This is a genomic window from Jannaschia sp. S6380, from assembly GCF_023015695.1.
In the GTDB taxonomy this organism is placed as follows: domain Bacteria; phylum Pseudomonadota; class Alphaproteobacteria; order Rhodobacterales; family Rhodobacteraceae; genus Jannaschia.
The window spans coordinates 1813111-1838341 of the sequence record NZ_JALKAS010000001.1 but is presented as its reverse complement, the minus strand read 5'-3'; the positions used below and the strand labels follow the sequence as shown (position 1 = coordinate 1838341).

26 protein-coding genes are annotated in these 25231 nt (G+C 69.8%); 10 read left to right on the top strand and 16 right to left on the bottom strand.

Annotation, left to right across the window (positions count from 1 at the left end; all coding sequences use genetic code 11):
- Positions 1 to 468: 468 nt before the first annotated feature.
- Positions 469 to 876: a hypothetical protein gene (locus MWU52_RS09430; protein ID WP_246951387.1), complete on the bottom strand. Its 408-nt coding sequence runs from the start codon at positions 874 to 876 to the stop codon at positions 469 to 471.
- Positions 877 to 1164: 288 nt separating this feature from the next.
- Between MWU52_RS09430 and MWU52_RS09425 the strand changes: the two genes are divergently transcribed.
- Positions 1165 to 2913, top strand: coding sequence for an NAD(P)H-dependent oxidoreductase subunit E (locus MWU52_RS09425; RefSeq protein ID WP_246951385.1), 1749 nt, complete (start codon positions 1165 to 1167; stop codon positions 2911 to 2913).
- Complete coding sequence (locus MWU52_RS09420; RefSeq protein WP_246951383.1) at positions 2910 to 3545, top strand: LysE family translocator; 636 nt, start codon at positions 2910 to 2912, stop codon at positions 3543 to 3545. The genes MWU52_RS09425 and MWU52_RS09420 overlap by 4 nt, the downstream gene beginning before the upstream one ends.
- Before the next feature lie 7 nt (positions 3546 to 3552).
- Here the strand turns inward: MWU52_RS09420 and MWU52_RS09415 are convergent, their stop codons facing one another.
- Positions 3553 to 4446, bottom strand: coding sequence for a lytic transglycosylase domain-containing protein (locus tag MWU52_RS09415; protein ID WP_246951381.1), 894 nt, complete (start codon positions 4444 to 4446; stop codon positions 3553 to 3555).
- Between the two features lie 88 nt (positions 4447 to 4534).
- Here MWU52_RS09415 and ftsY point away from each other — a divergent pair, with 88 nt between their 5' ends.
- Positions 4535 to 5647 (top strand): signal recognition particle-docking protein FtsY, encoded by a 1113-nt coding sequence (gene ftsY / locus MWU52_RS09410; protein ID WP_246951380.1) that lies wholly within the window; start codon positions 4535 to 4537, stop codon positions 5645 to 5647.
- A 7-nt stretch (positions 5648 to 5654) separates the two neighbouring features.
- Here ftsY and MWU52_RS09405 read toward each other — a convergent pair whose 3' ends face one another.
- Entirely contained in the window at positions 5655 to 6164 is a 510-nt protein-coding gene (locus MWU52_RS09405) for an MgtC/SapB family protein (protein WP_246951378.1), read from the bottom strand.
- 89 nt (positions 6165 to 6253) lie between these two features.
- Between MWU52_RS09405 and MWU52_RS09400 the strand changes: the two genes are divergently transcribed.
- Positions 6254 to 7153, top strand: coding sequence for a DMT family transporter (locus MWU52_RS09400; RefSeq protein WP_246951376.1), 900 nt, complete (start codon positions 6254 to 6256; stop codon positions 7151 to 7153).
- Positions 7154 to 7197: 44 nt separating this feature from the next.
- On the top strand, positions 7198 to 7800 hold the full coding sequence (locus MWU52_RS09395; protein ID WP_246951374.1) for an inner membrane-spanning protein YciB: 603 nt from the start codon (positions 7198 to 7200) through the stop codon (positions 7798 to 7800).
- On the opposite strand, the gene MWU52_RS09390 is transcribed toward MWU52_RS09395, so the two are convergent.
- Complete coding sequence (locus tag MWU52_RS09390) at positions 7797 to 9140, bottom strand: pseudouridine synthase (RefSeq protein ID WP_246951372.1); 1344 nt, start codon at positions 9138 to 9140, stop codon at positions 7797 to 7799. The two genes, MWU52_RS09395 and MWU52_RS09390, sit on opposite strands and share 4 nt — an antisense overlap.
- A gap of 75 nt (positions 9141 to 9215) precedes the next feature.
- Between MWU52_RS09390 and MWU52_RS09385 the strand changes: the two genes are divergently transcribed.
- On the top strand, positions 9216 to 9668 hold the full coding sequence (locus MWU52_RS09385) for a nucleoside deaminase (protein WP_246951370.1): 453 nt from the start codon (positions 9216 to 9218) through the stop codon (positions 9666 to 9668).
- Positions 9669 to 9912: 244 nt separating this feature from the next.
- On the opposite strand, the gene MWU52_RS09380 is transcribed toward MWU52_RS09385, so the two are convergent.
- From MWU52_RS09380 to MWU52_RS09365, 4 genes are read right to left on the bottom strand one after another with little or no spacing between them, the layout of a single operon-like run.
- On the bottom strand, positions 9913 to 10887 hold the full coding sequence (locus tag MWU52_RS09380; protein WP_246951368.1) for a P1 family peptidase: 975 nt from the start codon (positions 10885 to 10887) through the stop codon (positions 9913 to 9915).
- On the bottom strand, positions 10884 to 11207 hold the full coding sequence (locus MWU52_RS09375) for a hypothetical protein (RefSeq protein WP_246951366.1): 324 nt from the start codon (positions 11205 to 11207) through the stop codon (positions 10884 to 10886). Before MWU52_RS09375 ends, MWU52_RS09380 begins: the two co-directional genes overlap by 4 nt.
- Positions 11204 to 11560, bottom strand: a complete 357-nt coding sequence (locus tag MWU52_RS09370) for a cupin domain-containing protein (protein WP_246951365.1) — start codon at positions 11558 to 11560, stop codon at positions 11204 to 11206. The genes MWU52_RS09375 and MWU52_RS09370 overlap by 4 nt, the downstream gene beginning before the upstream one ends.
- A gap of 1 nt (position 11561) precedes the next feature.
- Positions 11562 to 12302 carry a glucose 1-dehydrogenase gene (locus MWU52_RS09365; RefSeq protein ID WP_246951363.1) on the bottom strand — a complete coding sequence of 247 codons (741 nt, stop codon included), beginning with the start codon at positions 12300 to 12302 and terminating at the stop codon, positions 11562 to 11564.
- A gap of 106 nt (positions 12303 to 12408) precedes the next feature.
- Between MWU52_RS09365 and MWU52_RS09360 the strand changes: the two genes are divergently transcribed.
- Together MWU52_RS09360 and MWU52_RS09355 are read left to right on the top strand one after the other, a co-directional pair.
- On the top strand, positions 12409 to 12777 hold the full coding sequence (locus MWU52_RS09360) for a nuclear transport factor 2 family protein (RefSeq protein ID WP_246951362.1): 369 nt from the start codon (positions 12409 to 12411) through the stop codon (positions 12775 to 12777).
- Positions 12778 to 12890: 113 nt separating this feature from the next.
- Positions 12891 to 13082 (top strand): hypothetical protein, encoded by a 192-nt coding sequence (locus tag MWU52_RS09355; protein ID WP_246951359.1) that lies wholly within the window; start codon positions 12891 to 12893, stop codon positions 13080 to 13082.
- Between the two features lie 15 nt (positions 13083 to 13097).
- Here the strand turns inward: MWU52_RS09355 and MWU52_RS09350 are convergent, their stop codons facing one another.
- The 7 genes from MWU52_RS09350 to MWU52_RS09320 all read right to left on the bottom strand — a co-directional run bounded on the left by MWU52_RS09350 (position 13098) and on the right by MWU52_RS09320 (position 21684).
- The gene (locus tag MWU52_RS09350; protein ID WP_246951357.1) at positions 13098 to 14528 is read right to left on the bottom strand and encodes an aldehyde dehydrogenase family protein; all 1431 of its coding nucleotides are present in this window, start codon (positions 14526 to 14528) and stop codon (positions 13098 to 13100) included.
- A gap of 1 nt (position 14529) precedes the next feature.
- Positions 14530 to 14991: a hypothetical protein gene (locus tag MWU52_RS09345; protein ID WP_246951356.1), complete on the bottom strand. Its 462-nt coding sequence runs from the start codon at positions 14989 to 14991 to the stop codon at positions 14530 to 14532.
- Positions 14988 to 16538 (bottom strand): dipeptide ABC transporter ATP-binding protein, encoded by a 1551-nt coding sequence (locus MWU52_RS09340; RefSeq protein WP_246951354.1) that lies wholly within the window; start codon positions 16536 to 16538, stop codon positions 14988 to 14990. The genes MWU52_RS09345 and MWU52_RS09340 overlap by 4 nt, the downstream gene beginning before the upstream one ends.
- A complete protein-coding gene (locus MWU52_RS09335) occupies positions 16535 to 17350 on the bottom strand; it encodes an ABC transporter permease (RefSeq protein WP_246951352.1) in 816 nt (271 codons plus the stop codon). The genes MWU52_RS09340 and MWU52_RS09335 overlap by 4 nt, the downstream gene beginning before the upstream one ends.
- Positions 17347 to 18288, bottom strand: a complete 942-nt coding sequence (locus tag MWU52_RS09330; RefSeq protein ID WP_246951350.1) for an ABC transporter permease — start codon at positions 18286 to 18288, stop codon at positions 17347 to 17349. The genes MWU52_RS09335 and MWU52_RS09330 overlap by 4 nt, the downstream gene beginning before the upstream one ends.
- Positions 18289 to 18478: 190 nt before the next feature.
- Complete coding sequence (locus tag MWU52_RS09325; RefSeq protein ID WP_246951349.1) at positions 18479 to 21001, bottom strand: FtsX-like permease family protein; 2523 nt, start codon at positions 20999 to 21001, stop codon at positions 18479 to 18481.
- Entirely contained in the window at positions 20998 to 21684 is a 687-nt protein-coding gene (locus MWU52_RS09320; RefSeq protein WP_246951347.1) for an ATP-binding cassette domain-containing protein, read from the bottom strand. The genes MWU52_RS09325 and MWU52_RS09320 overlap by 4 nt, the downstream gene beginning before the upstream one ends.
- A 52-nt stretch (positions 21685 to 21736) precedes the next feature.
- On the opposite strand from MWU52_RS09320, the gene MWU52_RS09315 reads away from it, so the two are divergent.
- The gene (locus MWU52_RS09315) at positions 21737 to 22387 is read left to right on the top strand and encodes an arylesterase (protein ID WP_246951345.1); all 651 of its coding nucleotides are present in this window, start codon (positions 21737 to 21739) and stop codon (positions 22385 to 22387) included.
- A 196-nt stretch (positions 22388 to 22583) separates the two neighbouring features.
- Positions 22584 to 24053 (top strand): glycerol kinase GlpK, encoded by a 1470-nt coding sequence (gene glpK, locus MWU52_RS09310; protein WP_246951343.1) that lies wholly within the window; start codon positions 22584 to 22586, stop codon positions 24051 to 24053.
- Here the strand turns inward: glpK and MWU52_RS09305 are convergent.
- Positions 24050 to 25201, bottom strand: a complete 1152-nt coding sequence (locus MWU52_RS09305) for an alpha-hydroxy acid oxidase (RefSeq protein WP_246951341.1) — start codon at positions 25199 to 25201, stop codon at positions 24050 to 24052. The two genes, glpK and MWU52_RS09305, sit on opposite strands and share 4 nt — an antisense overlap.
- Positions 25202 to 25231 lie beyond the last annotated feature (30 nt).

The window sequence follows — 25231 nt, the reverse complement described above, 5'->3', positions numbered from 1 at the left end:
GAGACGGCGATCGGCCGGCCGGACGGCGGAGGACTCCAGCGGGTTCCAGATCTTCGGCGCGGATGCAGTAGAAGATCGCCGCGCCGGTTGTCATTTCGACCGGGCGGAGGGACCGAAGGTCAGTGGGGAGGGTTGCTCGGTATGGCAGACTCCTGATCAAGAGGGACGGTGCCGCAGCGAAACGCCACGGCAGCCCGGGTTGGCGAGATCTTTCTGAACCGTGCCCTATGCCCCTTGGCGTCGGACCGTTCATCGGGTCGGACCTATGGCCCGCTCGATAGATATAGGATGCAACCTTGTCCCTCTGCGATTCAAGAAACGGATGCGTGACATTCGCTTGAATACGGTGCGCCTATGCACAAACGGCCCACCGCGACGCACCGCCCTCACGAACCATTTGCCCGGTCTCGCGCAGGCGTGAGGATCAGGGCCGGTTCGGTCACGGGGCGGTTGGTTGGGGCGCGGCGGTCAGACGCCCAGATCGGGAAGGGGGCAGTCCAGCGCGTCGGTTCCCACATCGCGGGTCACCAGGTCCGATTCGGGGTCCTCGCCATCCAGCCGCGCGTGAAAGGCGCCGTCATCCGTCTGGAGAAAGTCCCAGCACTGCGGGGACGGGTCGTCATCGTAGACGAAGCATATCTGTCCCTCGGTGTTCTCGAACCAGATGCCCCGCTGGCAGGTGCCGCCTTCGAAGGCCCAGATGACGCGCTTGTCATCAAAATACTGCTCCGACCCAAACGGACGCCCGAACCGGTCGAAATGCAGCGTCCGTCCGGTCACCATCTCGGCGAATTCCTCGGCGGTGACGACGCGTTCGGCCAGGGAGGGCGACGTCGTCAGGGCAATCAGAAGGCTCAGGGCCGCGGTCAGGCGCATTTCGGTTCTCCTCTCGCGGCACACTCGCCAACCGGATCGGGGCTGTCCATACCGCGCGGGGTGCGCCGTCGCGGATTGATGTGGCATGGCCATCGGGGCTCGACACGCGAACCTCCGCCATGCGGTAGGATGAAGCCGGAACGGGAAATGGCCCCGGGGACCGCCGCGAGCGCTTGTGTCGCCCTGCTCGGCTGCGCAAAACGCGACGGTGGTGTCGCAATCGCCCCTTCGCGGCAGGTCCCGGTAACCTAGGCTCGGCACGGGGGCGATCAACGAGGGAAACCCGTCATGCTGGATGCGAACGAAGCCAAGGGTGTCTGGAAGTCCGGCAAGGGCCGGGGACGGGCGACACCCAAGGGGCGCCAGTACGACGATGCGGCCCTGGCCGAAATCCGGACCCTGCTGGGCGACCGGCCGCGCGACCGCGACCTGCTGATCGAGTTCCTGCACCTGATCCAGGACGCCCATGGCCACCTGTCCGCCGCGCATCTGCGCGCGCTGGCCGAGGAAATGCGCCTGTCGATGGCCGAGATCTGGGAGGTTGCGACATTCTATGCCCATTTCGACCCGCGCCGCGAAGACGACGCGCCGCCGCCGGACCTGACCATCCGGGTCTGCGATTCGCTTTCCTGCGAACTCGCCGGGTCGGAGGCGCTGATCGCGGCGCTTGAGGCGGGCCACGATCCATCGCGCGTCCGCGTGCTGCGCGCACCTTGCATGGGCCGCTGCGACACTGCCCCCGTGTTGGAGATCGGCCACCGCCATGTCGACCATGCCACCCCCGCCGCCGCGCAGGCGGTGATCGACGCGGGCGACGTCCATCCCGTCATCCCCGGATACGAAGGGCTGGATGCGTATCGAGGGGCAGGTGGCTATGCGACGCTGGCCGATCTGCGCCGGGACGGTGATTGGGAACATGCGCAGGCCAAGGTCGCCGAAAGCGGGCTGCGGGGGCTGGGGGGCGCGGGCTTCCCGTCGGGCAAGAAGTGGGGTTTCGTGCGCGCCAATCCCGGACCGCGCCTGATGGCCGTCAACGGCGACGAGGGCGAACCGGGCACGTTCAAGGACCGCTACTATCTGGAACGGGTCCCGCATCTCTTCCTCGAAGGGATGCTGGTTGCCGCATGGGCCGTCGAGGCGGATCGGGTCTATATCTACATGCGTGACGAGTACCCCGCCGTGCTGGAGATCCTGCGCCGCGAGATCGCCGCGCTGGAACGGGCCGGGATCGTCGTACCGGGGCATGTCGAACTGCGTCGCGGCGCGGGCGCCTATATCTGCGGCGAGGAAAGCGCCATGATCGAGTCGATCGAGGGCAAGCGCGGGCTGCCGCGCCACCGACCGCCCTACGTGGCGCAGGTCGGACTCTTCGGACGCCCGACCCTGGTCCACAATATCGAGACCTGCCACTGGATCGCCCGCATCCTGCGCGAGGGGCCGGAGATCCTGGCCGCGCACGAACGGAACGGCCGCAAGGGTCTGCGCAGCTTCTCGGTGTCGGGCCGCGTGCGGGATCCGGGCGTTCACGTGCTGCCCGCGGGCTCCACCATCATCGACGTCATCGATGCGGCGGGCGGTATGGCCGAGGGGCATGCCTTCAAGGCCTACCAGCCGGGCGGTCCGTCCTCGGGGCTCTTGCCGGCCACGCTGGACGACGTCCCGCTCGACTTCGACACGCTGCAGCCGCACGGCTCGTTCATCGGCTCGGCCGCAGTGGTGGTGCTGTCGGACCAGGACAGCGCCAAGGCGGCGGCGCTGAACATGCTGCGCTTCTTCGAGGCCGAGAGTTGCGGGCAGTGTACGCCCTGCCGGGTGGGCTGCGAAAAGGCGGTCAAGCTGATGCAGGCGGACCGCTGGGACACGGATCTTCTGGAGGAGCTGTGCCAAGCCATGGCCGATGCGTCGATCTGCGGCCTGGGGCAGGCGGCGCCGAACCCGATCCGCCTGACGATCCGGCATTTCGCGGACGAGGTCGGGGCGAAGGTGCCGCCGACGACCGGATACGACACGGCCCAGGGACTGGAGGGCGGCGCATGATCGAGGCGTTTCTTATCACATGGCTCGGCGTGATCGCCGCGCAGGCCTCGCCGGGCCCGAACCTCGTTGCGGTCGCATCCGTCGCGCTGGGGGCGGGGCGGCGGCCGGCCCTGTGGGTCGTGGTGGGCGTGGCCTCGGGCATGCTGGTCTGGTCATTGACGACCGCGTTCGGCCTCGGTGCGCTGCTGCTGGCCTATCCACTCTCGCTCGGCCTGATGAAGCTGGCGGGCGGGGGGTACCTGATGTTCCTGGCGTTGCGCGCGGCGCGCGCGACGTGGCGCGGCGGCGACACCCGGATCGGCGCGCGGGCGGAAGCGATCGGTGATGTCGCGGCCTGGCGGCGGGGTTTCCTGGTCGTGCTGACCAATCCGAAGGCCGCGTTGATGTGGGCGGCCGTGGCGACCTTCCTGTTCGGCCTGGGGCTTTCGCCCTTGCAGGTGCTGGCCTTCGGCCCGGTCGGGGCGGTGTCCGGGCTCGTCATCTACGGCATTTATGCCGTGCTGTTTTCGACGGGGCTTGCCACCCGCACCTATGCCCGCTTCGCCCGCTGGGTCGAAGGGGCGTTCGCCGCGGCGTTCGGAGCGATGGGTGCGACGCTGCTCCTGTCCGGATTGCGCGACCTTCGCGCCTGAGGACGCCTCAGTTGCGATAGGCCCGACAGGTGCAGCCGGCCCTGGCGATCGCGCGGCAAAGCCGGATCGCCTCGCCCCGCGATCCGGCGCCCAACCGCGCCGCCACGATGGTCGGCCGCCCGGGGCCGCGCCGGTCCAGCCGCACGAATTCCAGGCTCGATGCCGGTGCCGCCGACCGGCACCCCCGCGTCAGACGCTCGAATGATGCGCGGGCCGTGGCCTGGCTGGTGCCATAGCCGACTTGGACGCCCCAAGGCGACAGCGGCGGCGGGGGCGGAACCAGGGGCGTCAGGCGGCGGTCGACGGCCATCGCCTCGCAAGCCGCGCGGAACGGCGTATCCCCGTCGAGGTCGAAGGACAGGTCCTGCGGCGGCGCATCGCGCCAATCCTCGACAGTCTTGCCGGTGATGATCGCGACATAGTCGATCGTTTCGCGCGCCAGGCCCCCGGTCCGGGCGATCCAGCCCTCGGCCCTCCGCTCGCCGCCGTTGTAGCCGATCGCGGCCAGCCCGACATTGCCGTAGCGCTGTGTCATCTCGCCCAGATACTCGGCCGATTTCTCGATCGCCTCGGCGGGGTTGAACGGGTCGCCTAGGCCGCGCAGGCGCGCGGTCGGCGCGATGAATTGCGCGATGCCCATCGCACGCATCGGGCTGACGGCGTTGGGGTCGAAGCGACTCTCCTGCCACAAGAGCCGCGCGAAAAAGGCCGGGGGCAGACCGTGCAGCCGCGCCTCCGCCTCGATTTGGGCGCAGGTGTCGGCGGCGAAGCTGTCAGGGCGGATGCAGTGGCGCGGCCCGAACCGGCCTTCCGAGCACCAGATGGGGCGGGGCGGATCGGCCGCCGCCGGCGCGACCGGCACCAGCGTCAGCACGAGGGTGGCCAGGACATGCAGCATCATCCGAACCGTCCGCGCGCCGTCCGGTCCTGTCAACCGGCCTTTCGCCGCGCTGCCGGTCATATTAGGTGGGGGATGAAAGGGGGCGCCGATGTCGTTCTTCACCAAGCTCAAGGACCGTCTGACGCGGTCGTCCTCCAAGCTGGAAAAGGGGCTCGACGCCATCGTCGAGGAGGGGGCCGACGCGCCGGCCCCGGCCGATCCCCCGGAGGACCGACCCGCCGACCGGGTCGACGCACCCCCCGTCGATCCCATCCCCCGCGTCCCGCCGCTGGACGAGGCACCGACCCCCGTGCCGGCAGCCGCGCCCACGGCGGAGAAACCCGGCCTTCTGGGCCGGATCATGGGTCGGGCGGCCCCGTCCGCACCGCGCCGTGTTCTGGATGACGAGATGCTGGAGCAACTCGAGGAATTGCTGATCGCCGCCGACATGGGTGTCGACACCGCGTTGCGCGTGACCGCGAACCTGGCCGAGGGTCGGATGGGCCGGCGCCTCTCGACCGAGGAGATCAAGCGCCTGATGGCAACCGAGATCGCCCGCGTGATGGAGCCGGTGGCCCGTCCGATGCCGATCTTCCCCAGGACGCCGCAGGTGGTTCTGGTCGTGGGCGTCAACGGATCGGGCAAAACGACCACGATCGGCAAGCTGGCCAGCCAATTCCGCGCGGCGGGGAAGTCGGTGGTGATCGCCGCCGGCGACACGTTCCGCGCCGCCGCGGTGGAACAACTGCAGGTCTGGGGCGACCGCGCCGGCGTGCCGGTAATGGTGGCGCCGCAGGGTTCCGACCCGGCGAGCCTTGCGTTCGACGCGATGACGCGGGCCGAAGCCGACGGCGCCGATCTTTTGCTGATCGACACGGCAGGCCGTCTGCAGAACCGCGCCGACCTGATGGAGGAGCTGTCCAAGATCGTCCGGGTGATCCGCAAGAAGGACCCTTCGGCGCCGCACAATACGCTGTTGGTCCTGGATGCAACGACCGGCCAGAACGCGCTGACCCAGGTCGACGTTTTCCGCAAGCTGGCCGATGTGTCGGGCCTGGTCATGACCAAGCTGGACGGCACCGCAAAGGGCGGCGTGCTGGTCGCGCTGGCCGATCGTTTTGGGCTGCCGATCCATGCCATCGGCGTGGGCGAGCAGATAGACGATCTGGACGCCTTCGACCCCGAGGAGTTCGCGGCCGCGCTGGTCGGGCTGGAGGCATGAGGCGGCGCTACTCCCCCGCCTCGGGTTCTTCGTTGTGCTTCGGCGCATAACGGCGCTCGATCGCGCCCAGCACGGCGATGACCGTGACCACGATGATGGTCGCCATGCCCGCCAGCAATCCCTGACCCGCCCCGCAGGCAAGCCCAACGGCCCCGGCCAGCCACATCGACGCACCCGTCGTGATGTTGCGAACCTCGCCCTTGGCGGTGAAGATGATCCCCGCGGCCAGGAAGGCCACGCCCGCCGTCACCGCCTCGATCAGGCGCAGGGGGTCGGTGCGGACATCGGTCTGGGTGCCGTAGTTCAGGCTGCCCAGTTCCTGCCCCACGATGATGAAGAGGCACGCCGCGATCCCAACCAGCATGTGCGTGCGCAGGCCCGCGGGCTTGGCGCGGCGCTCCCGCTCGAACCCGATGATGCCGCACAGGACCACCGCAAGCAGCAACCGGGCCGCCGAGACGCCCGGCGAAATGACCGTGAAGCTGCCGCTCATGTCCTCGAAGATCGTGCCGAGCATGTCTTCCTTTCGCCGTGGATCATCGACAAACGCCCTTGCCGCGCCTGCGTTCCGTCGCGGACCGGATCCGGCCAGGCCCGCGCACCCGAATGCTAAGCGACTGGATCCTGTCGATCGAGGGCACGCCCGCCGGTCATGACGCCGCCCTGGCGCTGGCTCTGGCGGCGGCCTTCCTGCATGCGCTGTTCGGCGCGCTGCAGAAGGGCGGACGCTACGATCCCTGGACGTCGCGCACCGCGATGGACGTCGCGATCTTCGCCATCTCGACCCCGATCGCGCTGTTCGTGGTTCCCTGGCCGCCGGCCGGGCTCTGGTGGGTGCTCCTCGGAACGGTGGTGATCCAGTTCGTCTACAAGGCGTTGCAGGGCGCGACCTATCAGCGGGGCGCCTATACCGTCGTCTATCCGGTCGTGCGCGGAACGGGGCCGCTCTTCACCGTGCTGGGCGCAGGGATCATCTTCGGCGAGGTGTTCACCGCCACGCAATGGGCCGGCGTGGCCATCCTGATCGCGGGCCTGTTCGGCCTGTCGGCCTACAACCTCGCCAAGATCACCGTCGACCGCGCCACGTTGGCCCCCGCGCTGGGCCTGGCCGTGGCGACCGGCTTTCTGGTCGCCGTCTACACCACCTGGAACGCGTTCGGCATCCGGTCCATGGCCGATCCGTTCACCTTCCTGGCATGGTTTTTCATGCTGACCTCCTGGGATTTCCCGCTGATCGCGGCGTTGCGCGGGCGCTGGCGCCGGCCCGAGGCATCGCTGGTTCGGCTGGGCCTGACCGGCGCGATCGTCGCGTTCGGGTCGTTCGGGTCGATCATGCTGGCCACCCGGCTCGATAGCGTCGGCGAGGCGGCGATCCTGCGCGAGACGTCGACGGTGTTCGCCGCGCTGATCGGCTGGGTCCTGCTGAAGGAGGCGGTGGGTCCGCGCCGCCTGATCCTAATGTCGCTGATCGCGCTGGGCGCCGTCGTCGTCGAGTTCGGGGGCTAGACCCGGACCGCCCGCGCGCATACCTAGCGTGCCGGAGGTGCCCGATGGCGGAACGCAAGATACCCGGCTGGCTGAAAATGACGCTGGAACTGGGGCCGGTCGCCCTTTTCTTCGTCACCTACGTCCTGCTGCGCGACGACACCTTCGCGTTCCGCGGCGAGGAGTACAGCGGCTTCATCGTCGCCACCGCCCTGTTCATCCCCGTCATCCTGGTCGCCACCGCCATCCACTGGGCGCTGACCGGCAAGCTGAGCGTGATGCAGGTCGTCACGGCGGTCCTGGTCACGGTGTTCGGCGGGCTGTCGATCTGGCTCAACGATGAGCGGTTCTTCAAGATGAAGCCGACGATGATCTATTCGCTCTTCGCCGCGATCCTGTTCGCGGGCCTGTGGCGGGGGCGCAGCCTTCTGTCCTACGTCCTGTCCGAGGCGGTGCCGCTGAACGCCGAAGGCTGGCGCATCCTGACCTGGCGCATGGCATGGTTCTTCGTCGCCCTGGCGCTGGCGAACGAGGTGGTCTGGCGCACCATGTCCACCGACGCCTGGGTCAACCTGCGGACCTTCGGCATCCCGATCGCGATGTTCCTGTTCATCTTCAGCCAGGTCGCGATGATGCAGAAGTATCAGGTCGAGAAGCCGGAAGACTAATCCTCCGCGCTCTCCCCGGGTTTGCGCATCCGCTTGGTCGAGGCCGGCTTCTTTGCCTTCGCCAATCCACGCCCTTTCTGGCCACCCTTGCGCAGGCTGACCGACGTATCCGCGCGCAGGCGGGCATTCCGCTCGCCCTTGGTCTCCTTCGGGCGGTCCTGCGCACCGGGGCGCCGATCCTCGCGCTTGGGGCGGGCATCGTCGTCTTTGCCGCCGGGCTTGCGATCGCCCCCCGGCCGCGCGGGCCGGTCGCCCTCCTTGGCCCACGGCTTGCGGTCACCGGGCTTGCGCGCGCCGCCGGGTCCGGACCTTGCCGGGCGCCCGCCGTCGCCGTCGTTCCGCGTGACCGGCGGTTTCGCGGTGCGGGGCCCGTGCGGGCGGGCCGCCCGTTCGGCGCGACCCTCGGCGGTGTCCGCCGCGCGACCGCGGGCGCCGCCCTTCGGCGCATCCCCGCGCGGCTTGCCCCGGCCCTTGTCGACCAGCCGGTCGCCCGACGTCCGGGGTTTTCGGGGCATCTTGCCCCCCGACTTGCCGTCGCCCTTGTCGTCCGTCGCCATCTCTGCGCCCTTTCGGCTTTCGGCCAGTTCGCCCTTGAACGTGTCGCCCAGTTGCTCGCGCAGGATACGCGGCTTGACCTCCTCCACCGCGCCGGCCGCAAGGTTGCCAAGCTGGAACGGGCCGTAGCTGACGCGGATCAGGCGGTTCACGTAAAGCTCGACCGCCTCCAACGCGCGGCGGATTTCGCGGTTCCGTCCCTCGCGCAGGCCGATGGTCAACCAAGCATTCGCACCCTGCTGGCGGTCCAGCGTGACCTGCATCGGCGCGAACGCCTCGCGCCCTTCGGGGCCCTCCACCTCGATCCCCCCGCGCAACCGGTCCAGCGGCCCTTCGGCGGGCGTGCCGTTCACCCGCACGCGGTAGCGGCGCAACCACCCGGTCGAAGGCAGTTCCAACTGACGCTTCAGGTCGCCGTCGTTGGTCAGGAGCAGCAAGCCCTCGGAATTGAGGTCGAGCCGCCCGACCGACAGCACGCGTCCCAGTTCGGCGGGCAGCGCGTCGAACACCGTCTCGCGACCCTTCTCGTCGCGCGCGCTCGTCACCAGGCCCGCGGGCTTGTGATAGAGCCAGAGGCGCGCGCCCTCGGCCCGGGGCAGGGGCTGGCCGTCGACGGTCACGCGGTCGCCGGGCACGATGTTCGTCGCCACGTTGGACACGGTCCTGCCGTTCACCTTGACGCGCAGGTCGGTGACCATCGTCTCGGCGTCGCGGCGCGAGGCGAGGCCGGCGCGCGCGATCACCTTGGCGATGCGGTCGCCGGGTCTGTCGGGGTTCTGGGTCATGGTCGCGATCTAGCCTGCCTGCGCGCAGGGGGGAAGCGGCTTGCGCGCCGGACGCCCGACCGTCACACCTGCGAAATGTTCCGATCCTTCATGTCCGAGGCCCTGGCGGAGGCCCGCGCCGCCGCGGCGCGCGGCGAGGTTCCGGTGGGCGCCGTCGTGACCCGGGGTGGCGAGGTTATCGCGCGCGCCGGAAACCGCACGCGCGAGGTACGGGACCCGACGGCCCATGCCGAAATGCTGGCGATCCGGGCCGCCTGCGCCACCCTCGGGCGGGAGCGGATCACGGATTGCGAGATCTGGGTGACGCTGGAGCCCTGTGCGATGTGCGCGCAGGCCATCGCACACGCACGCATCGCGCGACTGCATTTCGGCGCAGGCGATCCGAAATCGGGCGGAGTCCTTCATGGCGCGCGCGTGTTCACGCATCCACAGACGCATCACATACCCGAAATCCATGATGGCATCGACGCCGAAGCCTGCGCGGAACTGCTGCGCGATTTCTTTCGGGACAGGCGCGGAGGTTCATGAATCGAGGCGCGCTCGGGGGGGAACGAGCGCGCCTCGCGGGCCGTAGAAATTTTCGGCCCCGTCGGTCCAGGTCACCGCATGGCGCAATGCCCAGGACCAAGATCGTGGCAGTCTTCAGGTGGGCGAGCGGCTGAAACCTCGTTCGCGCCTAGGCCTAAGGTGGGGCGTGACGTCCCGATTTCAATGCACGGTTGCGTGAAAACCCCGAGGCCGGGCCACCGATGGGCGGAATCCGGCTTGGACGTCAGCCATGCCGGTCGCGCCAGGACGGTTTGATGCCGCCCGACGCCTCACGAACCCCGCGAGCGATGGCACGGGACAGGCAGGCCGCGGCCGCATGACCCAGGCGCAGCCCGTCCCAGACCGGATCCTTCAGCGGAATTTGCCCGGTCGCCGCCGCGAAGACGAGGTCGCCGTCGAGTGGCGTATGGCTGGGGACGATCGCACGCGCCATGCCGTCATGCGCCGCGATCGCCATCCGCGTCGCCTCGGCCTGCGTCAATGCCGCGTCGGTCGCGACGATGGCGATCGTGGTCGATTGTCCGGGCGCCCGGTCGCCATAGGGCTCCCATTCCGGGTCGAACTTGGCATGACCGCGGCCGCCGAACTCGGCCTCGTACTCGAACGGCGCGGCATGGAACCGCCCGGCATCGTCGCAAACTCGCCCCAGGGCGTTCACCGCGACCAAGGCACCCACCGTCACGCCCGACGCCAACACGCAGGAGGCCGAGCCGAGGCCGCCTGCCAGGTCAAGCACCGTCGCGCCGAACCCCGCGCCCACGGATCCGAGCGCGAAATCCGGTCCGGCCTCGGCCAGCGCGGTGCGGCCAAGCGCGCCGTAGGGGTTGGACGACCAGCCCTTGTCGCCCCCGTTCAGCAGGTCGAAAAGGATCGCGCCCGGCACGATCGGCACCCGCTGGCCGCCGACATCGAAGCCGCGCCCCGCCGCCCGCAGGCCATCGGCCACGCCCGACGCCGCGTCGAGGCCGAAGGCCGACCCGCCGGACAGCACGATGGCGTCCACCTCCTGCACCAGCCTGTCGGGCGCCAGCAGGTCGGTCTCGCGTGTGCCGGGTGCGCCGCCCATGACGTGCACGGCGGCCGTGAACGGCAGATCGCCGGTCAGGACGGTGGCGCCCGACCGGATGCGGACGTCCTGCGCGTGGCCGACATGCAGGCCGGCCACGTCCGTGATCAGGTTGCGCGCGCCGGGGGTCACGGGATCATCGCCCGGCTCACATGGCCTGGGTGCCGGCCCAGATCCCGCAGATGGGCCGTCGCGGCGAAGGCCTCTGTCAGCAATGCCCCCGGCAGGATCAGGACCAACGTATCCCCCGCCGCACCCGTGATCAGCGCGGCAGTCGTGTCCTCGTCGAAATAGGCCGACAGGCGCGTTCGTCCGGGCGCGGCAATCACCTCGATATGGTCGAGATCGGGGGAAAGGTCGCCCGCCTCGGCCGCGTCCAGAAGATGGGCATAGGCCAGCTGTTGTGAAGCGAAGCGTCCGGCCAGCACGTGGATATCCGCGGCCAGCCTCATGTGCTGCGCGCCTGGGTCCGGTCGGCGTCGTTCGTCGCGCGCAGGCCCAGCGGTTCGATCAGCAGGATCTCCGCCTCCTCCGGCGCGCGTGGACGGTGGCGGCGGCCCCTGGGGATGACGCAAAGCTGGCCCGGTCCGCAGACCTGCGTCACCTCCCCCTCGATGTCGATATGGACCTCGCCTTTCAGGATCAGGAAGAAATCGTCGCTGTCCTCGTGGATGTGAAACGGGAACTCGCCGCGCAGCTTCACGACCATGACCTCGTTGTCATTGTAGGTGGCCACGCGTTCCGGCGCCCAGTGTTCGGCGATCGCCGCGAGCCGTTCGTTCAGATCGACCTTCGTTCCCACCACCTCAGATGCACCGCCCACCATCGACCTCCAATCCGACGCCCGTGATCATCGACGCTTCGTCCGAACACAGGAAACAGGCGGCATTTCCCATGTCCTCGGGCGTGGAGAAGCGTCCGATCGGGATCGTCGACAGGAACTTCGCGCGCGTCTCGGGCGTATCCTCGCCCATGAAACTGGCCAGGAGCGGCGTGTCCCCCGCGACCGGGTTGATCGCGTTGACCCGCACGCCCGATGGCGCCAGCTCCACCGCCATCGCCTTGGTCGCCGTGATCATCCAGCCCTTCGACGCGTTGTACCAGTTCAGGCGCGGACGCGGGCTGACCCCCGCGGTCGACGCCACGTTCAGGATCGCGCCCGACCCCGCGGCCTTCATCATCGGCACGACATGGCGGGCCGACAGGTAGACGGATTTGGCGTTGACCGACAGGACGCGGTCGAACTCCTCCTCCGTCACTTCCTCCATCGGCATCGGCAGGTGCGTGATGCCCGCGTTGTTCACCAGGATGTCGATCCGGCCCCATGCGTCCATGGCCTGCGCCGTCAGCGCACGCCAGTCGGCATCCTTCGCCACGTCCATCGGGGTATGGATTCCGCCCGCCGCATCGGCCACATCGGCGGCGCCGTCCCCGTTCCTGTCGGCGACCAGCACCGTCGCCCCTTCGGCCGCGAACTTTTCCACGATGCCCCGGCCGAAGCCCGAGGCGCCCCCGGTCACGATGGCCGTCTTGCCCTTCAGTCGCATGATCCCTCCCGCATTTGCGGCGATACTGCCCCGCCGGATGCGCCGCGTCACCCTTCCGTCGCGGAATCCGTGCTATGGTCTGAGTATTCAACCGGAGGGATATGGGATGGACATGATGCAGGTCGCGAACGAACTGGTGGCCGGATGCCGCGAAGGGCGCGAGCAGGAGAACCTTTCGAGGCTCTATGCGGACGACGCAGTGAGCGTCGAGGCCGCCGACATGGGCAACGGGCGCGAGACGAAGGGGATCGAGGGGATCCGCGGCAAGCATGAGTGGTTCGCCAGCCAGTACGAGGAGGTTTCCAGTGATGTCTCCGACCCGATGCCTCACGGCGACGATCGCTTCGCCGTCATCTTCGACATGCAGATGAAGAACCGCGAGACCGGGGAGATGGAGCCGATGAAGGATATCGGCATCTACACGGTCAAGGATGGCAAGATCGTGCGGGAGGAGTTCTTCTATCCGGTCGGATGAACGGAACACTCGGGCGGGGCGCCGCTTGATCCCGGGTCGAACGGGAGAGCGGACGGATGCCGGATTCGGACCAGATAACGACGGATAACGATCCGCACCAGCGGTGAAACCGCATGGTGTTGATGGTGATGGTCTGGCTCAGCGTCTATCCGATCGTTACCATCATGACCTACCTGACGGTAGATTCGGGCCTCACGATCTGGCTGCGGACCTTCGTGACGACGATCCCGGCGGTGCCTTTGAGCACCTATATCGTGGTACCGAATGCCAAGCGGATCATCGCGACGCATTTCGACCAGAGGTGACTTCTTTCCGATTGGTCAGCCGTGATGCGCCGCCACGGTCTTGAGCTGGCTCAACCCGTAGAGCGCCTCGAACCCCTTCTCGCGGCCGTGCCCGGACTTGCCGACGCCGCCGAAGGGCAGCTCCACCCCGCCGCCCGCGCCGTAGTTGTTCAGGAACACCTGACCGGCCCTCAGGTCGCGCGCCATCCGCATCTGGCGCGCGCCGTCGCGGGTCCAGACGCCGGCCACCAGGCCGTAATCGGTGCCGTTCGCGATGCGCAGGGCCTCGGCCTCGTCCTCGAACGGGAGGACGACCTGGACCGGACCGAAGATCTCGGCCTGGGCCAGCGGGTGATCGGCATCCGCGCCGGTCAGCAGGGTCGGGGCGACGAAATGGCCGCCCGTGCCTTCCACCTGCCCGCGCGCCGCGACCGTCAGGCCGTCGGCGCGGTCGAGGAACCCCTCGACGATCGCCTTCTGGCGGGCCGAGATGAGGGGGCCGACATCGAGGTCGTCCATCGCCGGCCCGACGCGCAGCGCGGCGTAGCGTTCGGCCATCCGCGCGACGACGTCGTCATGCACATCCCGGTGGACGAGGATGCGGCTCGCGGCGGAACAGGTCTGGCCCGCGTTCTGGATGCCCGCGTTGACGAGGAATGGCAGCGCCGCGTCGAGATCGGCATCGGCGAAGACGATCTGCGGTGACTTGCCCCCGAGTTCCAGCGTGACCGGGACCACGTTCGCCCCCGCGGCCATCTGGACGTTGGCACCGGTCGCGACGGAGCCGGTGAAGCTGATGTGGTGGATGCCGGGATGTGCGGACAGGGCCGCGCCCGCCTCTGGCCCGAGGCCCGGAACGACGTTCAGTGCGCCGGGCGGCAGGCCCGCCTCGCAGGCGAGGCGCGCGAAGGCGAGCGCGGTCAGGCACGCTTCCTCGGCCGGTTTCAGGACGCAGGCGTTGCCCATGGCAAGTGCGGCGCCGACCGACCGGCCGATGATCTGCATCGGATAGTTCCAGGGCACGATATGGCCGGTCACCCCATGCGGCTGTCGCAGTGTGTAGACGGTGTAGCCGTCGAGATACGGGATCGTCGTCCCATGCACCTTGTCTGCGGCCCCGCCGTAGAATTCCAGGTATCGCGCAAGCGCCACGGCGTCGGCCCGCGCCTGTTTCAGCGGCTTGCCGACATCCATCGCCTCCAGCACGGCCAGGTCCTCGACACGTGCCCGCACGAGGTCCCCGAGTCGCGACAGGATGCGGCCCCGCTCGAAGGCGGGCATCCGGCCCCATTCGCCCGACAGTGCCGCGTGCCCGGCGGCGACGGCGGCATCGATCTCGCGGGCCTGACCACGTGCGATCTCGGCCAGCGGGGCCCCCGTCGAGGGGTCTTCCAGCGTCAACGTATCGGCGGCGCGCAGCCAGCGGCCGCCGATCAGCATCTCCTCGGTGTCGAACCAGATCGTCATGTCATTCCTCCATTCCGAACATCGCGCGCCAGTTCGCCGCCGTCATGCCCTTGCGGTAATCGGCCAGCATGCCGGAATCCAGAACCTCGATCAGAAGCCCTTCGCCGGTCCACACCTCGAGACAGGAAAACGGGCCCCGGTCGCAACGACGCGCGGTCCAGCCGACACCCTCGACGAGGTCGAGGATCTGTTGGGCCTTCAGCGGCGAGGCGATCGCGAAATGCGTCGCCCCGGTGGAACGGCGAGGCGGGCCGGGGCTGAAGGCGAGCGCCTCGGGTCCCGCGCTCAGGCGCGTGCCGGCGGGATAGACCTCCACCGCGGTGCCATCATCGGCGTCGGCGAAGGCGATCCAGGCGCCGGGACAGGGCGGAAAGGGTAGGGCCTCGCCGCCGAGAAGGCGGGCGACGGTCCGGGCGAAGGCCTTCGGCGACCGCGCCGTGATCGACAGATGCAGCAAGGTCATGCCCGCGCCTCCAGCCAACCGTCGGGGATCGCCGGTGCGGCGGCGATCAGCGTCCGGGTGTAGTCGGTGGCGGGGGCGTCGAACAGGCGCCCGACCGCCCCGTCCTCGATGATCCGTCCCGCCCGCATGACAAGCACCCGGTCGCAGATCGCGCGCACCACGGTCAGGTCGTGGGTGATGAACAGATAGCTCAGGCCCAGACGCGCCTGCAGATCGGCCAGCAATGCCAGCACCTGCGCGCGAACACGCACGTCCAGCGCGCTGACCGCCTCGTCGAGGACCAGCACGTCGGGCTTGGTGATCAGTGCCCGGGCGATGGCGATGCGCTGGCGCTGTCCGCCCGAGAACTCGTGCGGGTACTTTGTCAGATCCGCCTCCGACAGGCCCACCTCCGCCAGCGCCAGCGCGGCGCGGGTGTCGGCATCGGCGGGGCGGCCGGTCAGGTGGAACGGCTCCTGCACGAGGCGGCGGACCGTCCAGCGGGGGTCGAAGCTGCCATAGGGGTCCTGAAACACCACGCTGATGCGCGCCCGGTCCGCACGGGTCATCGCCGTCCCGCCGGGGCGGCCCAGCAGGGTGATCGCCCCGCCCTGGATCGGCTCCAACCCCAGAAGCGCCCGCGTCAGGGTAGATTTTCCGCAGCCCGACTCGCCCACGAGCCCCAGGCTCTCGCCCCGGCGTAGCGACAGCGAGACGAGATCGACCGCGCGCAATGCGCCATAGTCCCGCACGACCTCCCGCGCGGCCAGCACGTCCTCGTCGGCGGAGGGGCGCGGCGGGCGTGGCGACGGGCGCGACGCGGCGATCAGGTCGCGCGTGTAGGGGTGGGCGTGGTTGCGGAACAACGCCTCGGTCCGCCCGGCCTCGATTACGGCGCCGTCCCTCATGACCGCGACGCGGTCGGCCAGCCCGGCGACAACGCCCAGATCGTGCGTGATCAGCAGAAGCGACATCCCTTCCTCGCGCACGAGCTTGGCCAGCAGGTCGAGGATCTGCGCCTGCGTGGTGACGTCCAGGGCGGTCGTCGGCTCGTCCGCGATCAGAAGGCTGGGACGGCGCGCGATGGCCAGCGCGATGCAGACCCGCTGCCGCTGCCCGCCGGACAGCTCATGGGGATAGCGGTCCAGCGGGATCGCCTCCAGCCCGACGCGGTCCAGGCGGTCACGTGCGATCCGCTCCGCCTCGGGGCGCGGCGTGCCGGTCAGGCGCAACGTCTCGGACACCTGCGCGCCGATGGTATGGACGGGGTTCAGCGCGGTCATCGGCTCCTGGAAGATCATCGCGATCTCGCGGCCGCGAATGTCCAGCCACTCCCGTTCGGGCAGTTGCGCCAGGTCGCGGCCGTCCAGCCGGATCGCGCCCTGCATGCGCGCGCCGTCCGGTGCCAGGCCGATGGCCGCCAGTGCCGTCATCGACTTGCCCGACCCCGATTCGCCCACAAGGCCCACGATCTCGCCGGCATCGACGCGCAGGGAGAGATCGTGCAGGACGGGCGTTCCGTGGATCGCCAGCGACAGACCTTCGATGCCCAGGCGCGGTTCGCTCACATCCGCACCCGGCGCAGGCGCGGGTCGAGCATGTCGCGCAGCCCGTCGCCCAGCAGGTTCAGCCCCAGGACCATCCCCACGATGGCCAGTCCCGGCAGGATGGCAAGCTGCGGTTCGGTATGGATCATCGTCTGGGCATCGGCCAGCATCCGGCCCCAGCTGGCCGTCGGCGGCTGCGCGCCGAGGCCGATATAGGACAGCGCGGCCTCGGCCAGGATGCCCAGGCTGAACTGGATCGTGGCCTGCACGATCAGCAGGTTGGTGATGTTGGGCAGGATGTGCTGGGTCGAAATCAGTGTGCGTCCCTTGCCGGCCACGCGCGCGGCCATCACGTAGTCCAGCGTCCAGAGCGGCAATGCCCCACCCCGCGACACGCGCGCGAAGACGGGAATGTTGAAGATGCCGATGGCGAGGATCGCGTTGACGGCCGAGGGTCCGAAGACGGCGGTGATAAGGATGGCGATCACCAGGGACGGAAAGGCGAAGATCAGGTCGTTGCCGCGCATCACGACCTCGTCGATCCATCCGCCGCGCCGCGCCGCCGCCAGCAGACCCAGCGGCACGCCCGCGCCCATGCCGATGCCCACGGCCACGAGGGCCACCGCAATCGAAGTTCGCGCGCCCGCCATCAGCATCGACAGCATGTCGCGCCCGAGGTGATCGGTGCCCAGCGGATGCAGCGCCGACGGCCCCAGCGTGCGATCCGAGACCCGCACGACATCCGTCGGATGCGGCGTCCAGATCAGCCCCAGCGCCGCGGCGGCCAGAAACAGCGCCGTCAGCGCCAACCCGAAGCGGAACGCCCAGCTCATCTGCGGCGCAGCCGGGGATCGGCGGCGGCATAGGCCAGCTCCACCGCGAAGGTGACGACGATCACGGCGAAGACCAGCAGCATCGTGACCGACTGGACGACGATCAGGTCGCGCTGCGTGATCCCCTGGAAGATCAGGCGGCCGAGACCCGGCAGGAAGAACACGTTCTCGATGATGATCGCGCCGGCGAGAAGGAAGCTGAACTGCAGGCCCAGGATCGTCAGCGCCGGGATGGCCGCGTTGCGCAGCGCATGGCGCACGAGGGTCGCGCGCCGCGAAAGGCCCTTGGCACGTGCGGTGCGGATGTAGTCGGAATCGAGCGTATCGAGCAGCGACGACCGCAGCACGCGCGCGAGGATCGATGCCTGCGGCAGTGCAAGGGCGATTGCCGGCAAGGTCAGGGCGCGGATCGCGGCCAGCGGGTCCGACCAGCCCGGGAAGCCGCCGGCCGAGAACCAGCCCAGCGAGATCGCGAAGACCGACACCAGCAGCATGGCGAACCAGAAGTTCGGGATCGCGATGCCCAGCTGGGTGGCGCCCATGACGCCCCAATCGGCCGCCCGGCCGCGCCGGGACGCCGAGACGAGGCCCGCCGGGATCGCGATCAGCAGCGTCAGGATCAACGCATAGAGGGCCAGCGGCGCCGACACGGGAAGCCGGTCCCGGATCAGGCCCGCCACCGGCACGCGATAGGTGTAGGAGGTGCCGAAATCGCCCGTCAGCATGCCGCCGACCCAAGCCAGGTACCGCGCCGGCAGCGCCCCCTCCAAACCCAGTTCGGCGCGCAGGGCGGCCACCGTGTCGGGGCGCGCGTTCAGGCCCAGCATGAACGCCGCCGGATCGCCCGGAACGGCCTGCAGCATCACGAAGATTACCACGCTGGCCACCGCGAGCGACGCCAGAAGCGAGACCAGCCGGGAGAGAAGCGCACGCCACATGGGCCGGACGCTAGCGGGTGGGACGGGCGGGGGAAAGAAGCCACGCGTCATGGAGCCGTCATCCTGCCGACATCGGACCTTCACACCCGCCGGTCATGTCCGCACCCGAGGCTTGAGCAGCCCATAGCACCGAAGCCATTCACTGAAGTTCGACCCGGACGTATCCCCACGTCCGGGTCTATTTCCGTCGTCAGTCCTGCGCGCGCAAGACCCGGGCGGGGCGGGTCGCCAGCGGGCGCCAGGCGAAGGCCAGCCCCGCCAGCAGCGTGGCCAGGGCGCCGCCCAGCACGATGACGGTGGCCGAGATCCACTCGAATGCATAGGGCGCATCCATCACGAACCGCATGATGCCCCAGCCGGCCAGCGCGCCGCCGATGATGGCGACGAGCCCGGCAGCCGCGCCCAGCAGGGCGGACCGGATCGCAAAGCTGCGCAGCACGGTGGCGCGGGTGGCGCCGACGGTCTTGAGCACCGCCGCCTCGAACACGCGCGCGCGTTCCCCGGCGGCGGCCGCCCCGATCAGCACGACGAACCCCGTCAGGAGCGTGGCGCCGGCGCCCCAACTGGTCGCGGCGGCCAGCGCCGACAGCGCCTCGGTCACGAGCGCGATGGCGTCGCGGACGCGGATGGCGGTGATATTCGGCGCGTCGCCGGCCACGTCGCGCAGGATCTGCGCTTCGGCCTCCTCCTCGGCATAAACCGTCGAGAGCCAGGTATGCGGCGCACCCTGCAAGGCGGCCGGGTTGAACACGATGACGAAGCCGATTCCGCCCGAGGAGAAATCAACCTCGCGGAACGAGGTGACGGTCGCGCTGATGTCGCGGCCCAGCACGTTCATCGTGACGGTGTCGCCGATCGCGACGCCCAGTTCCTCCGCCTCCTCGCGGGCGAAACTGACCTGCGGCGGACCATCATAGCCCTCGGGCCAGAACTCGCCCGCGACGATGCGCGTGCCTTCACCGGGCGTGTCGGCGAAGCTGATCCGGCGGTCGCCGCGCGTGACCCAATGGTCGAACTCCGACGCGGGCCGCCCGGCGATCGAGGTGACGACGCCACCCAGCATCGGCGCGGTGTCGACGCGGCTGACGGCGGGGTCGCCCTGAACCCGGTCCAGAAAGGCGGGCAGTTGATCGGGCTGGATGTCGACGAAGAAATAGCTGGGCGCGACCTCGGGCAGGTCACGGTCGATGGCGGCGCGCATATTGGCGTCGATCTGGCCCACGGCGGCCAGCACCGTCAGGCCCAGGCCCAGCGACAGGACGACCGCCGTCGCCTCGCCCCCCGGGCCGCCGACCGAGCCGAGCGCGAGGCGCAGCGCCGGCCGGCCACGGACCAGCGCGGTGCGTGCCAGTCGCCGCGACAGCAGGCGCACGCCAAGCGCAGCCAGCACCAGGATCGCCAGCGCGACGACGATGCCGCCCGCCGACCAGAGCGCGAGCGTGGGAATGCCCGAGAGCCAGGCCGACACCGCCACAAGCAGCACGACTGACAGGGCGAGCGCCGCCAGATACCGCCCCCGCGGTCGCCCCCGCGCCGGTCCGGACGCGTCGCGAAACAGCGAGGCGGCGCGGACCTGTTCGGTGCGTGCCAGCGGCCAGAGCGTGAAGATCAGCGCCGTCAGCGCGCCGTAGACCGCCGCCTCTGCCAGGGGCCCGGCATGCACGCCCAGGGCGACCGGAACGGGCAGCTGCGACTGGATGAACGGACCGGCGGCAAGCGGTATCAGCGTGCCGAGGGCGAGCCCCAGCACGATGCCCACCGCCGCCAGCACGCCGATCTGCATCAGGTAGGCGGCGAAGATCGTCCGCCCCTCGGCCCCCAGCGTCTTGAGCGTGGCGATCACACCGGTCTTGCGGTCCAGATAGGCGCGCACGGCCGCCGATACACCCACGCCCCCGACGGCCAGCCCCGCCAGCCCCACAAGCACGAGGAAGCTGCCGATACGGTCGACGAAGCGCTCTACCTGCGGCGCGGCGTTGCGCCGGTCGCGCCAGCGCGCGCCGCTGCCCTCGAACGTCTGGGCGGTGCGGTCGCGAAGTGCGTCCAGCGTCTCGTCGGGGGCATCCGGGATGGCGATGCGGTACTCGCCGTCGAACAGGCTGCCCTCGGCCAGCAGGCCCGACCCTGCCAGCGCCTCGGTGCGCACGATCGTCCGCGGACCGAGGCCGAATCCGGCCCCGCCCGCATCTGGTTCGCGCAACAGGCGCGCGCGGATCGTGAACCGCTTGGTGCCCAGCCAGAGCGGGTCCCCGACCGAAAGACCCAACCGGTCGGCCAGGACCGGATGGGCGACGATGCCGTCACCCTCCAGCGCCTCGGCCAGCGAAACCGGGGGGTCCAGTTCCACCTCGCCCACCAAGGGATAGAGGTCGTCGACCGCCTTGACCTGCGTCAGGGCCCGCTCGGCCTCCGCCCCCTGGCCGGTTGCGGCCATGGAGCGGAAATCCACGACCTCGGACACGGTCCCCAACCCTTCCAGATAGGCCAGCTCCTCCGGCGCTGCGCGCCTGTAGGTGAATTCCACCTCGACATCGCCGCCCAGGATCGTCCGCCCCTCGCGGGCCAGCCCGTCGGTGATCGACACGCGCACCGAACCAACCGCCGCGATCGCCGCCACGCCCAGCGCCAGGCAGGCCAGGAAGATGCGAAACCCCGCCAGCCCGCCACGCAACTCCCGCCGCGCGATGGTCGCGGCGTTGGCGAACCAGGTCATTCCGCCGCCGCCTGCTGCATCTCGCTCTCCAGTCGACCGTCGACCAGCCGCACCGTCCGGTCGCAACGCGCCGCGAGGTCCGGCGAATGCGTGACCAGCACCAGCGTCGCGCCATGGCGGTCGCGCAATCCGAACAGCAGGTCCATGATCGCCTCGCCCGTGGCCTGGTCCAGGTTCCCCGTCGGCTCGTCGGCCAGCAGGATGTCGGGCCGGGGCGCGGCGGCGCGGGCCAGGGCCACGCGCTGCTGCTCGCCCCCGGACATCTGCGCCGGATAGTGGTCGGTGCGGTGGCCCAGCCCCACGGCCTCAAGCTCGGCCGCGGCGCGGTCGAAAGCATCGGACTGGCCGGCCAGTTCCAGCGGCGTGGCGACGTTCTCGAGAGCGGTCATCGTCGGAATCAGGTGGAAGGACTGGAACACGACCCCCATATGCTCCCTGCGGAAGCGGGCCAGCGCGTCCTCGTCCATCGTCGTCAGGTCGTGGCCCAGCGCCGAGACCTGCCCGCCGGTGGCGCGTTCCAGCCCGCCCATGAGCATTAGGAGAGACGATTTGCCCGACCCCGAAGGACCGACCAGCCCCAGCGTCTCCCGCGCGGCCACCTCCAGCGAAATGTCGTGCAGGATGTCGACCATCCCCGCGTTTCCTTGCAGCGACAGCGAGACGTCTCGCAGGGACAGGACCATCGGGAAGCTCCTCGGGTTGGCGGGTCGTCTTCGATATGGGGTATTACGGGGAATGAACAAGCCGGTTCACTTATTGGCAGCCGGGCTGTTGCTGGCCGCCCCCGCCTGGGCCGACACCGTCGAGGTCGTGGCGCTCGGCGACAGCCTGACCGCAGGCTACGGCCTGCGCGAGGGCGAGGGGTTCGTGCCGCGTCTCCAGGCATGGCTGGACGCGAGCGGCGTGGATGCGACGATCGTCAACGCCGGCGTCTCGGGCGACACGACGGCCGGCGGGTTGGCCCGGCTGGACTGGGCGCTGAGCGACGGGACAGACGCGATGATCGTGGCGCTGGGCGGCAACGACCTGCTGCGCGGCGTGCCCCCGTCGGCGTCGCGCGCCAATCTGGATGCGATCCTGTCGCAGGTGGCAGGCGATCGCGACCTGCCCGTTCTCCTGATCGGGCTGGAGGCGCCGGGCAATTACGGCCCCGCATTCAAGGCCGATTTCGACGCGATGTATCCCGATCTGGCGTTCGAATACGGCACGCTGCACGAGACGAGCTTCCTTGCCCCCCTGTTGGCGGAGGTCGATCTGGCGACGGCCCGGCAACGCTATCTGCAACCCGACGGGATACATCCCAACCGCGAAGGGGTGGAGGTGATCGTCGAGGCGGTCGGCCCGCGGGTTGCGGAACTGGTCGAACGCGCGCGCGACCCCGGCTGACATCCGAACGCCTCCGATCGGCCGGGCGGACGGGAAGGTATCCTTGCTGCCCGGGGCCCTTGGCCCGCCCCGTCGGTCGCGAAGACGGGGCCCATTCGGACACGGGGTGAGGCTGGCGGCAGGCCCGCGGGCGATTCCCTTGCCCCCCTGCGCGCCATCCGGCAAACCTTGATCCGAACCGCAGGGAGGCCGCCAGATGACCCATATCCTCGCCATCGACCAAGGAACGACCTCCAGCCGCGCGATCCTGTTCGACGCGTCGCTGCGCATGGTCGCCACGGCGCAGCAGGAGTTCACGCAGCACTTCCCTGACAGCGGCTGGGTCGAGCACGAGGTGGACGACCTCTGGCGGACGGTGGCCGAGACCTGCCGCGAGGTCGTGGCCCGGGCCGGGGTCGAACCGGGCGACATCGCGGCCATCGGCATCACCAACCAGCGCGAGACGACGGTCGTCTGGGACCGCGAGACCGGCGCGCCGGTGCATCGCGCCATCGTCTGGCAGGACCGGCGCACCGCCGCGTTCTGCCGCGAGATGCAAGCGCATGAGCCTCTGGTGACGGAACGGACGGGCCTGCTGATGGATCCGTATTTCTCGGGCACCAAGCTGCGCTGGATCCTGCAGAACGTCGAAGGCGCGCGGGAACGGGCCGAGGCGGGCAAGCTCCTCTTCGGGACGGTGGACAGCTATCTGATCTGGAAGCTGACCGACGGCGCGCGGCACGTGACGGACGCCACGAACGCCGCGCGCACGATGCTCTACAACATTCACGAGGGGCGCTGGGACGCCGACGTCTGCGGCCTGCTGGACGTGCCGATGGGCATGCTGCCCGAGGTTCTGGACTGCGCCGCCGATTTCGGCACGACCGACCTGCTGGGCAAGCCGATCCCGGTCCTGGGCGTGGCCGGCGACCAGCAGGCGGCCACCGTCGGGCAGGCCTGTTTCGGCGAGGGCATGCTGAAGTCCACCTATGGGACGGGGTGCTTCGCGCTGCTCAACACCGGCGAGCAGGCCGTGACCTCCAGCCACCGCCTGCTGACGACCATTGCCTATCGGCTGGATGGCAAGCCGACCTATGCGCTCGAAGGGTCGATCTTCATCGCCGGCGCGGTCGTCCAATGGCTGCGCGATGGCCTCGGCCTGATCCAGGCGGCGTCCGAGACGGGGCCGCTGGCCGAACGCGCCGATCCGCAGCAGCGGCTCTACCTCGTTCCGGCCTTCACCGGGCTCGGCGCGCCGCACTGGGACCCGGACGCGCGCGGCGCGATCTACGGTCTGACGCGCGGGTCGGGCCCGGCCGAGTTCGCCCGCGCCGCGCTGGAAAGCGTGGGTTACCAGACGCGCGACCTGCTGGAGGCGATGAAGGCCGATGTCGGCCCGCTGGAGGGCGTCGTGCGCGTCGATGGCGGGATGAGTGCGTCGGACTGGTCGATGCAGTTCCTGTCCGACATCCTGGGCGCGCCCGTCGACCGGCCCGAGGTGCTGGAGACGACGGCCCTCGGCGCGGCGTGGCTGGCGGGGATGAAGGCCGGCGTCTGCGGCGGACCGGAGGAATTCGCGAAATCCTGGGCGCTGGAACGTCGGTTCGAGCCCGGAATGTCAACCGAGGAGCGGGACGGTCGCTATGCCGGCTGGCAGGCCGCCGTCGGGCGCACGCTGACCCGCTAGCGCCGCACGCCCGGGATCAGCCGGCCCGGCAGGTCGGCGATCGCGCCGGCCCCGATCTGCGTCATGTTGGCGACCATGTCGGCGGTCAGGACGTGGTGCAGATGATCGATGCCGCGCGCGCCGAAGGCCGCCAGCGCGAAATACCAGGCCTTGCCGAGGAAGACGAACTCCGCCCCGAGCGCGAGGGCTCGCATGATGTCGAGCCCGCCCTCGACGCCCGAGCAGTAGTAGACTGGCACCCGGCCGGCCACCGCGTCCACGACCGGCGGCAGCGCGTCGAGCGCGGCCGGCCCGCCCTCGAACTGGCGGCCGGAATGGTTGCTGACCCAGATCGCGTCCACGCCCATGTCCAGAAGCGGGTCGACATCGTCGGGGTCCTGTACGCCCTTGACCACCAGCGGCCCGTCCCATTCGGCGCGCAGCGCCTCGATATAGGCGCGGTCGGGGAAGCACCGGATGACACGACCGGCATGGGTGAAATGGTCCGCCCCCGATACCGCATCGGTATAGCTGCCGGGAAAGACCATCCGCGGCACGCCCTTCCGCGCCATACCCAGCGCCCAGGCGGGGCTCGCCGCGATCGAGGCCAGAACGCCCGGCGTCATCACCGGCGGCATCGAGACATGGGCGCGGCGTTGCCGCTCGCGCCGGCTTTCGCCCGGGACGTCGACGGTAACGACCAGCACGCGCCAGCCGGAGGCCTTGATCCGGGCCAGCATGTCGCGGCGGATCTCGGGATCGTTGACGGGGTAGTGCTGGAACCAGCCCAGGTCGCCGACGATCGGGCCCGTCTCCTCGGGGCCGGCGGCGGCCACCGTGCTCTGGCCATAGGGCATGCGCAGGCGACAGGCCGCCTCGGCCATCAGGCGCTCGGCATCGGGCCAGAGCACCCCGGCCAGGCCCACGGGGGCGATGCCGAACGGCACGGGATGGCTGTGTCCCAGCGTGGTGCAGGATAGGTTCGGTTCGATCTCTCCGCCCAGAATCGCCGGCTTGAAGCGCACCGCGTCCAGCGCCGCGCGGTTCTGCGACAGACCCAGTTCGCGCCCCGTCCCGCTGTCGAGATATTCGAAAGCGAAATGCGGCATGCGGCGGCGGGCCCGGGCCCGAAGGTCCGAGAGGGCGGGGTGCGTGACGTCGAGATCCATGCACGCAGGTGGCCCGGCACGGGGCATCCT

What these genes read in the sequence shown, in the direction of transcription:
- MWU52_RS09430 (WP_246951387.1), bottom strand. Translation starts at nt 876, where the DNA reads ATGCGCCTGACCGCGGCCCTGAGCCTTCTGATTGCCCTGACGACGTCG.
- MWU52_RS09425 (WP_246951385.1), top strand. Translation starts at nt 1,165, where the DNA reads ATGCTGGATGCGAACGAAGCCAAGGGTGTCTGGAAGTCCGGCAAGGGC.
- MWU52_RS09420 (WP_246951383.1), top strand. Translation starts at nt 2,910, where the DNA reads ATGATCGAGGCGTTTCTTATCACATGGCTCGGCGTGATCGCCGCGCAG.
- MWU52_RS09415 (WP_246951381.1), bottom strand. Translation starts at nt 4,446, where the DNA reads ATGATGCTGCATGTCCTGGCCACCCTCGTGCTGACGCTGGTGCCGGTC.
- ftsY (WP_246951380.1), top strand. Translation starts at nt 4,535, where the DNA reads ATGTCGTTCTTCACCAAGCTCAAGGACCGTCTGACGCGGTCGTCCTCC.
- MWU52_RS09405 (WP_246951378.1), bottom strand. Translation starts at nt 6,164, where the DNA reads ATGCTCGGCACGATCTTCGAGGACATGAGCGGCAGCTTCACGGTCATT.
- MWU52_RS09400 (WP_246951376.1), top strand. Translation starts at nt 6,254, where the DNA reads ATGCTAAGCGACTGGATCCTGTCGATCGAGGGCACGCCCGCCGGTCAT.
- MWU52_RS09395 (WP_246951374.1), top strand. Translation starts at nt 7,198, where the DNA reads ATGGCGGAACGCAAGATACCCGGCTGGCTGAAAATGACGCTGGAACTG.
- MWU52_RS09390 (WP_246951372.1), bottom strand. Translation starts at nt 9,140, where the DNA reads ATGACCCAGAACCCCGACAGACCCGGCGACCGCATCGCCAAGGTGATC.
- MWU52_RS09385 (WP_246951370.1), top strand. Translation starts at nt 9,216, where the DNA reads ATGTTCCGATCCTTCATGTCCGAGGCCCTGGCGGAGGCCCGCGCCGCC.
- MWU52_RS09375 (WP_246951366.1), bottom strand. Translation starts at nt 11,207, where the DNA reads ATGAGGCTGGCCGCGGATATCCACGTGCTGGCCGGACGCTTCGCTTCA.
- MWU52_RS09365 (WP_246951363.1), bottom strand. Translation starts at nt 12,302, where the DNA reads ATGCGACTGAAGGGCAAGACGGCCATCGTGACCGGGGGCGCCTCGGGC.
- MWU52_RS09360 (WP_246951362.1), top strand. Translation starts at nt 12,409, where the DNA reads ATGGACATGATGCAGGTCGCGAACGAACTGGTGGCCGGATGCCGCGAA.
- MWU52_RS09355 (WP_246951359.1), top strand. Translation starts at nt 12,891, where the DNA reads ATGGTGTTGATGGTGATGGTCTGGCTCAGCGTCTATCCGATCGTTACC.
- MWU52_RS09350 (WP_246951357.1), bottom strand. Translation starts at nt 14,528, where the DNA reads ATGACGATCTGGTTCGACACCGAGGAGATGCTGATCGGCGGCCGCTGG.
- MWU52_RS09345 (WP_246951356.1), bottom strand. Translation starts at nt 14,991, where the DNA reads ATGACCTTGCTGCATCTGTCGATCACGGCGCGGTCGCCGAAGGCCTTC.
- MWU52_RS09335 (WP_246951352.1), bottom strand. Translation starts at nt 17,350, where the DNA reads ATGAGCTGGGCGTTCCGCTTCGGGTTGGCGCTGACGGCGCTGTTTCTG.
- MWU52_RS09330 (WP_246951350.1), bottom strand. Translation starts at nt 18,288, where the DNA reads ATGTGGCGTGCGCTTCTCTCCCGGCTGGTCTCGCTTCTGGCGTCGCTC.
- MWU52_RS09325 (WP_246951349.1), bottom strand. Translation starts at nt 21,001, where the DNA reads ATGACCTGGTTCGCCAACGCCGCGACCATCGCGCGGCGGGAGTTGCGT.
- MWU52_RS09320 (WP_246951347.1), bottom strand. Translation starts at nt 21,684, where the DNA reads ATGGTCCTGTCCCTGCGAGACGTCTCGCTGTCGCTGCAAGGAAACGCG.
- MWU52_RS09315 (WP_246951345.1), top strand. Translation starts at nt 21,737, where the DNA reads ATGAACAAGCCGGTTCACTTATTGGCAGCCGGGCTGTTGCTGGCCGCC.
- glpK (WP_246951343.1), top strand. Translation starts at nt 22,584, where the DNA reads ATGACCCATATCCTCGCCATCGACCAAGGAACGACCTCCAGCCGCGCG.
- MWU52_RS09305 (WP_246951341.1), bottom strand. Translation starts at nt 25,201, where the DNA reads ATGGATCTCGACGTCACGCACCCCGCCCTCTCGGACCTTCGGGCCCGG.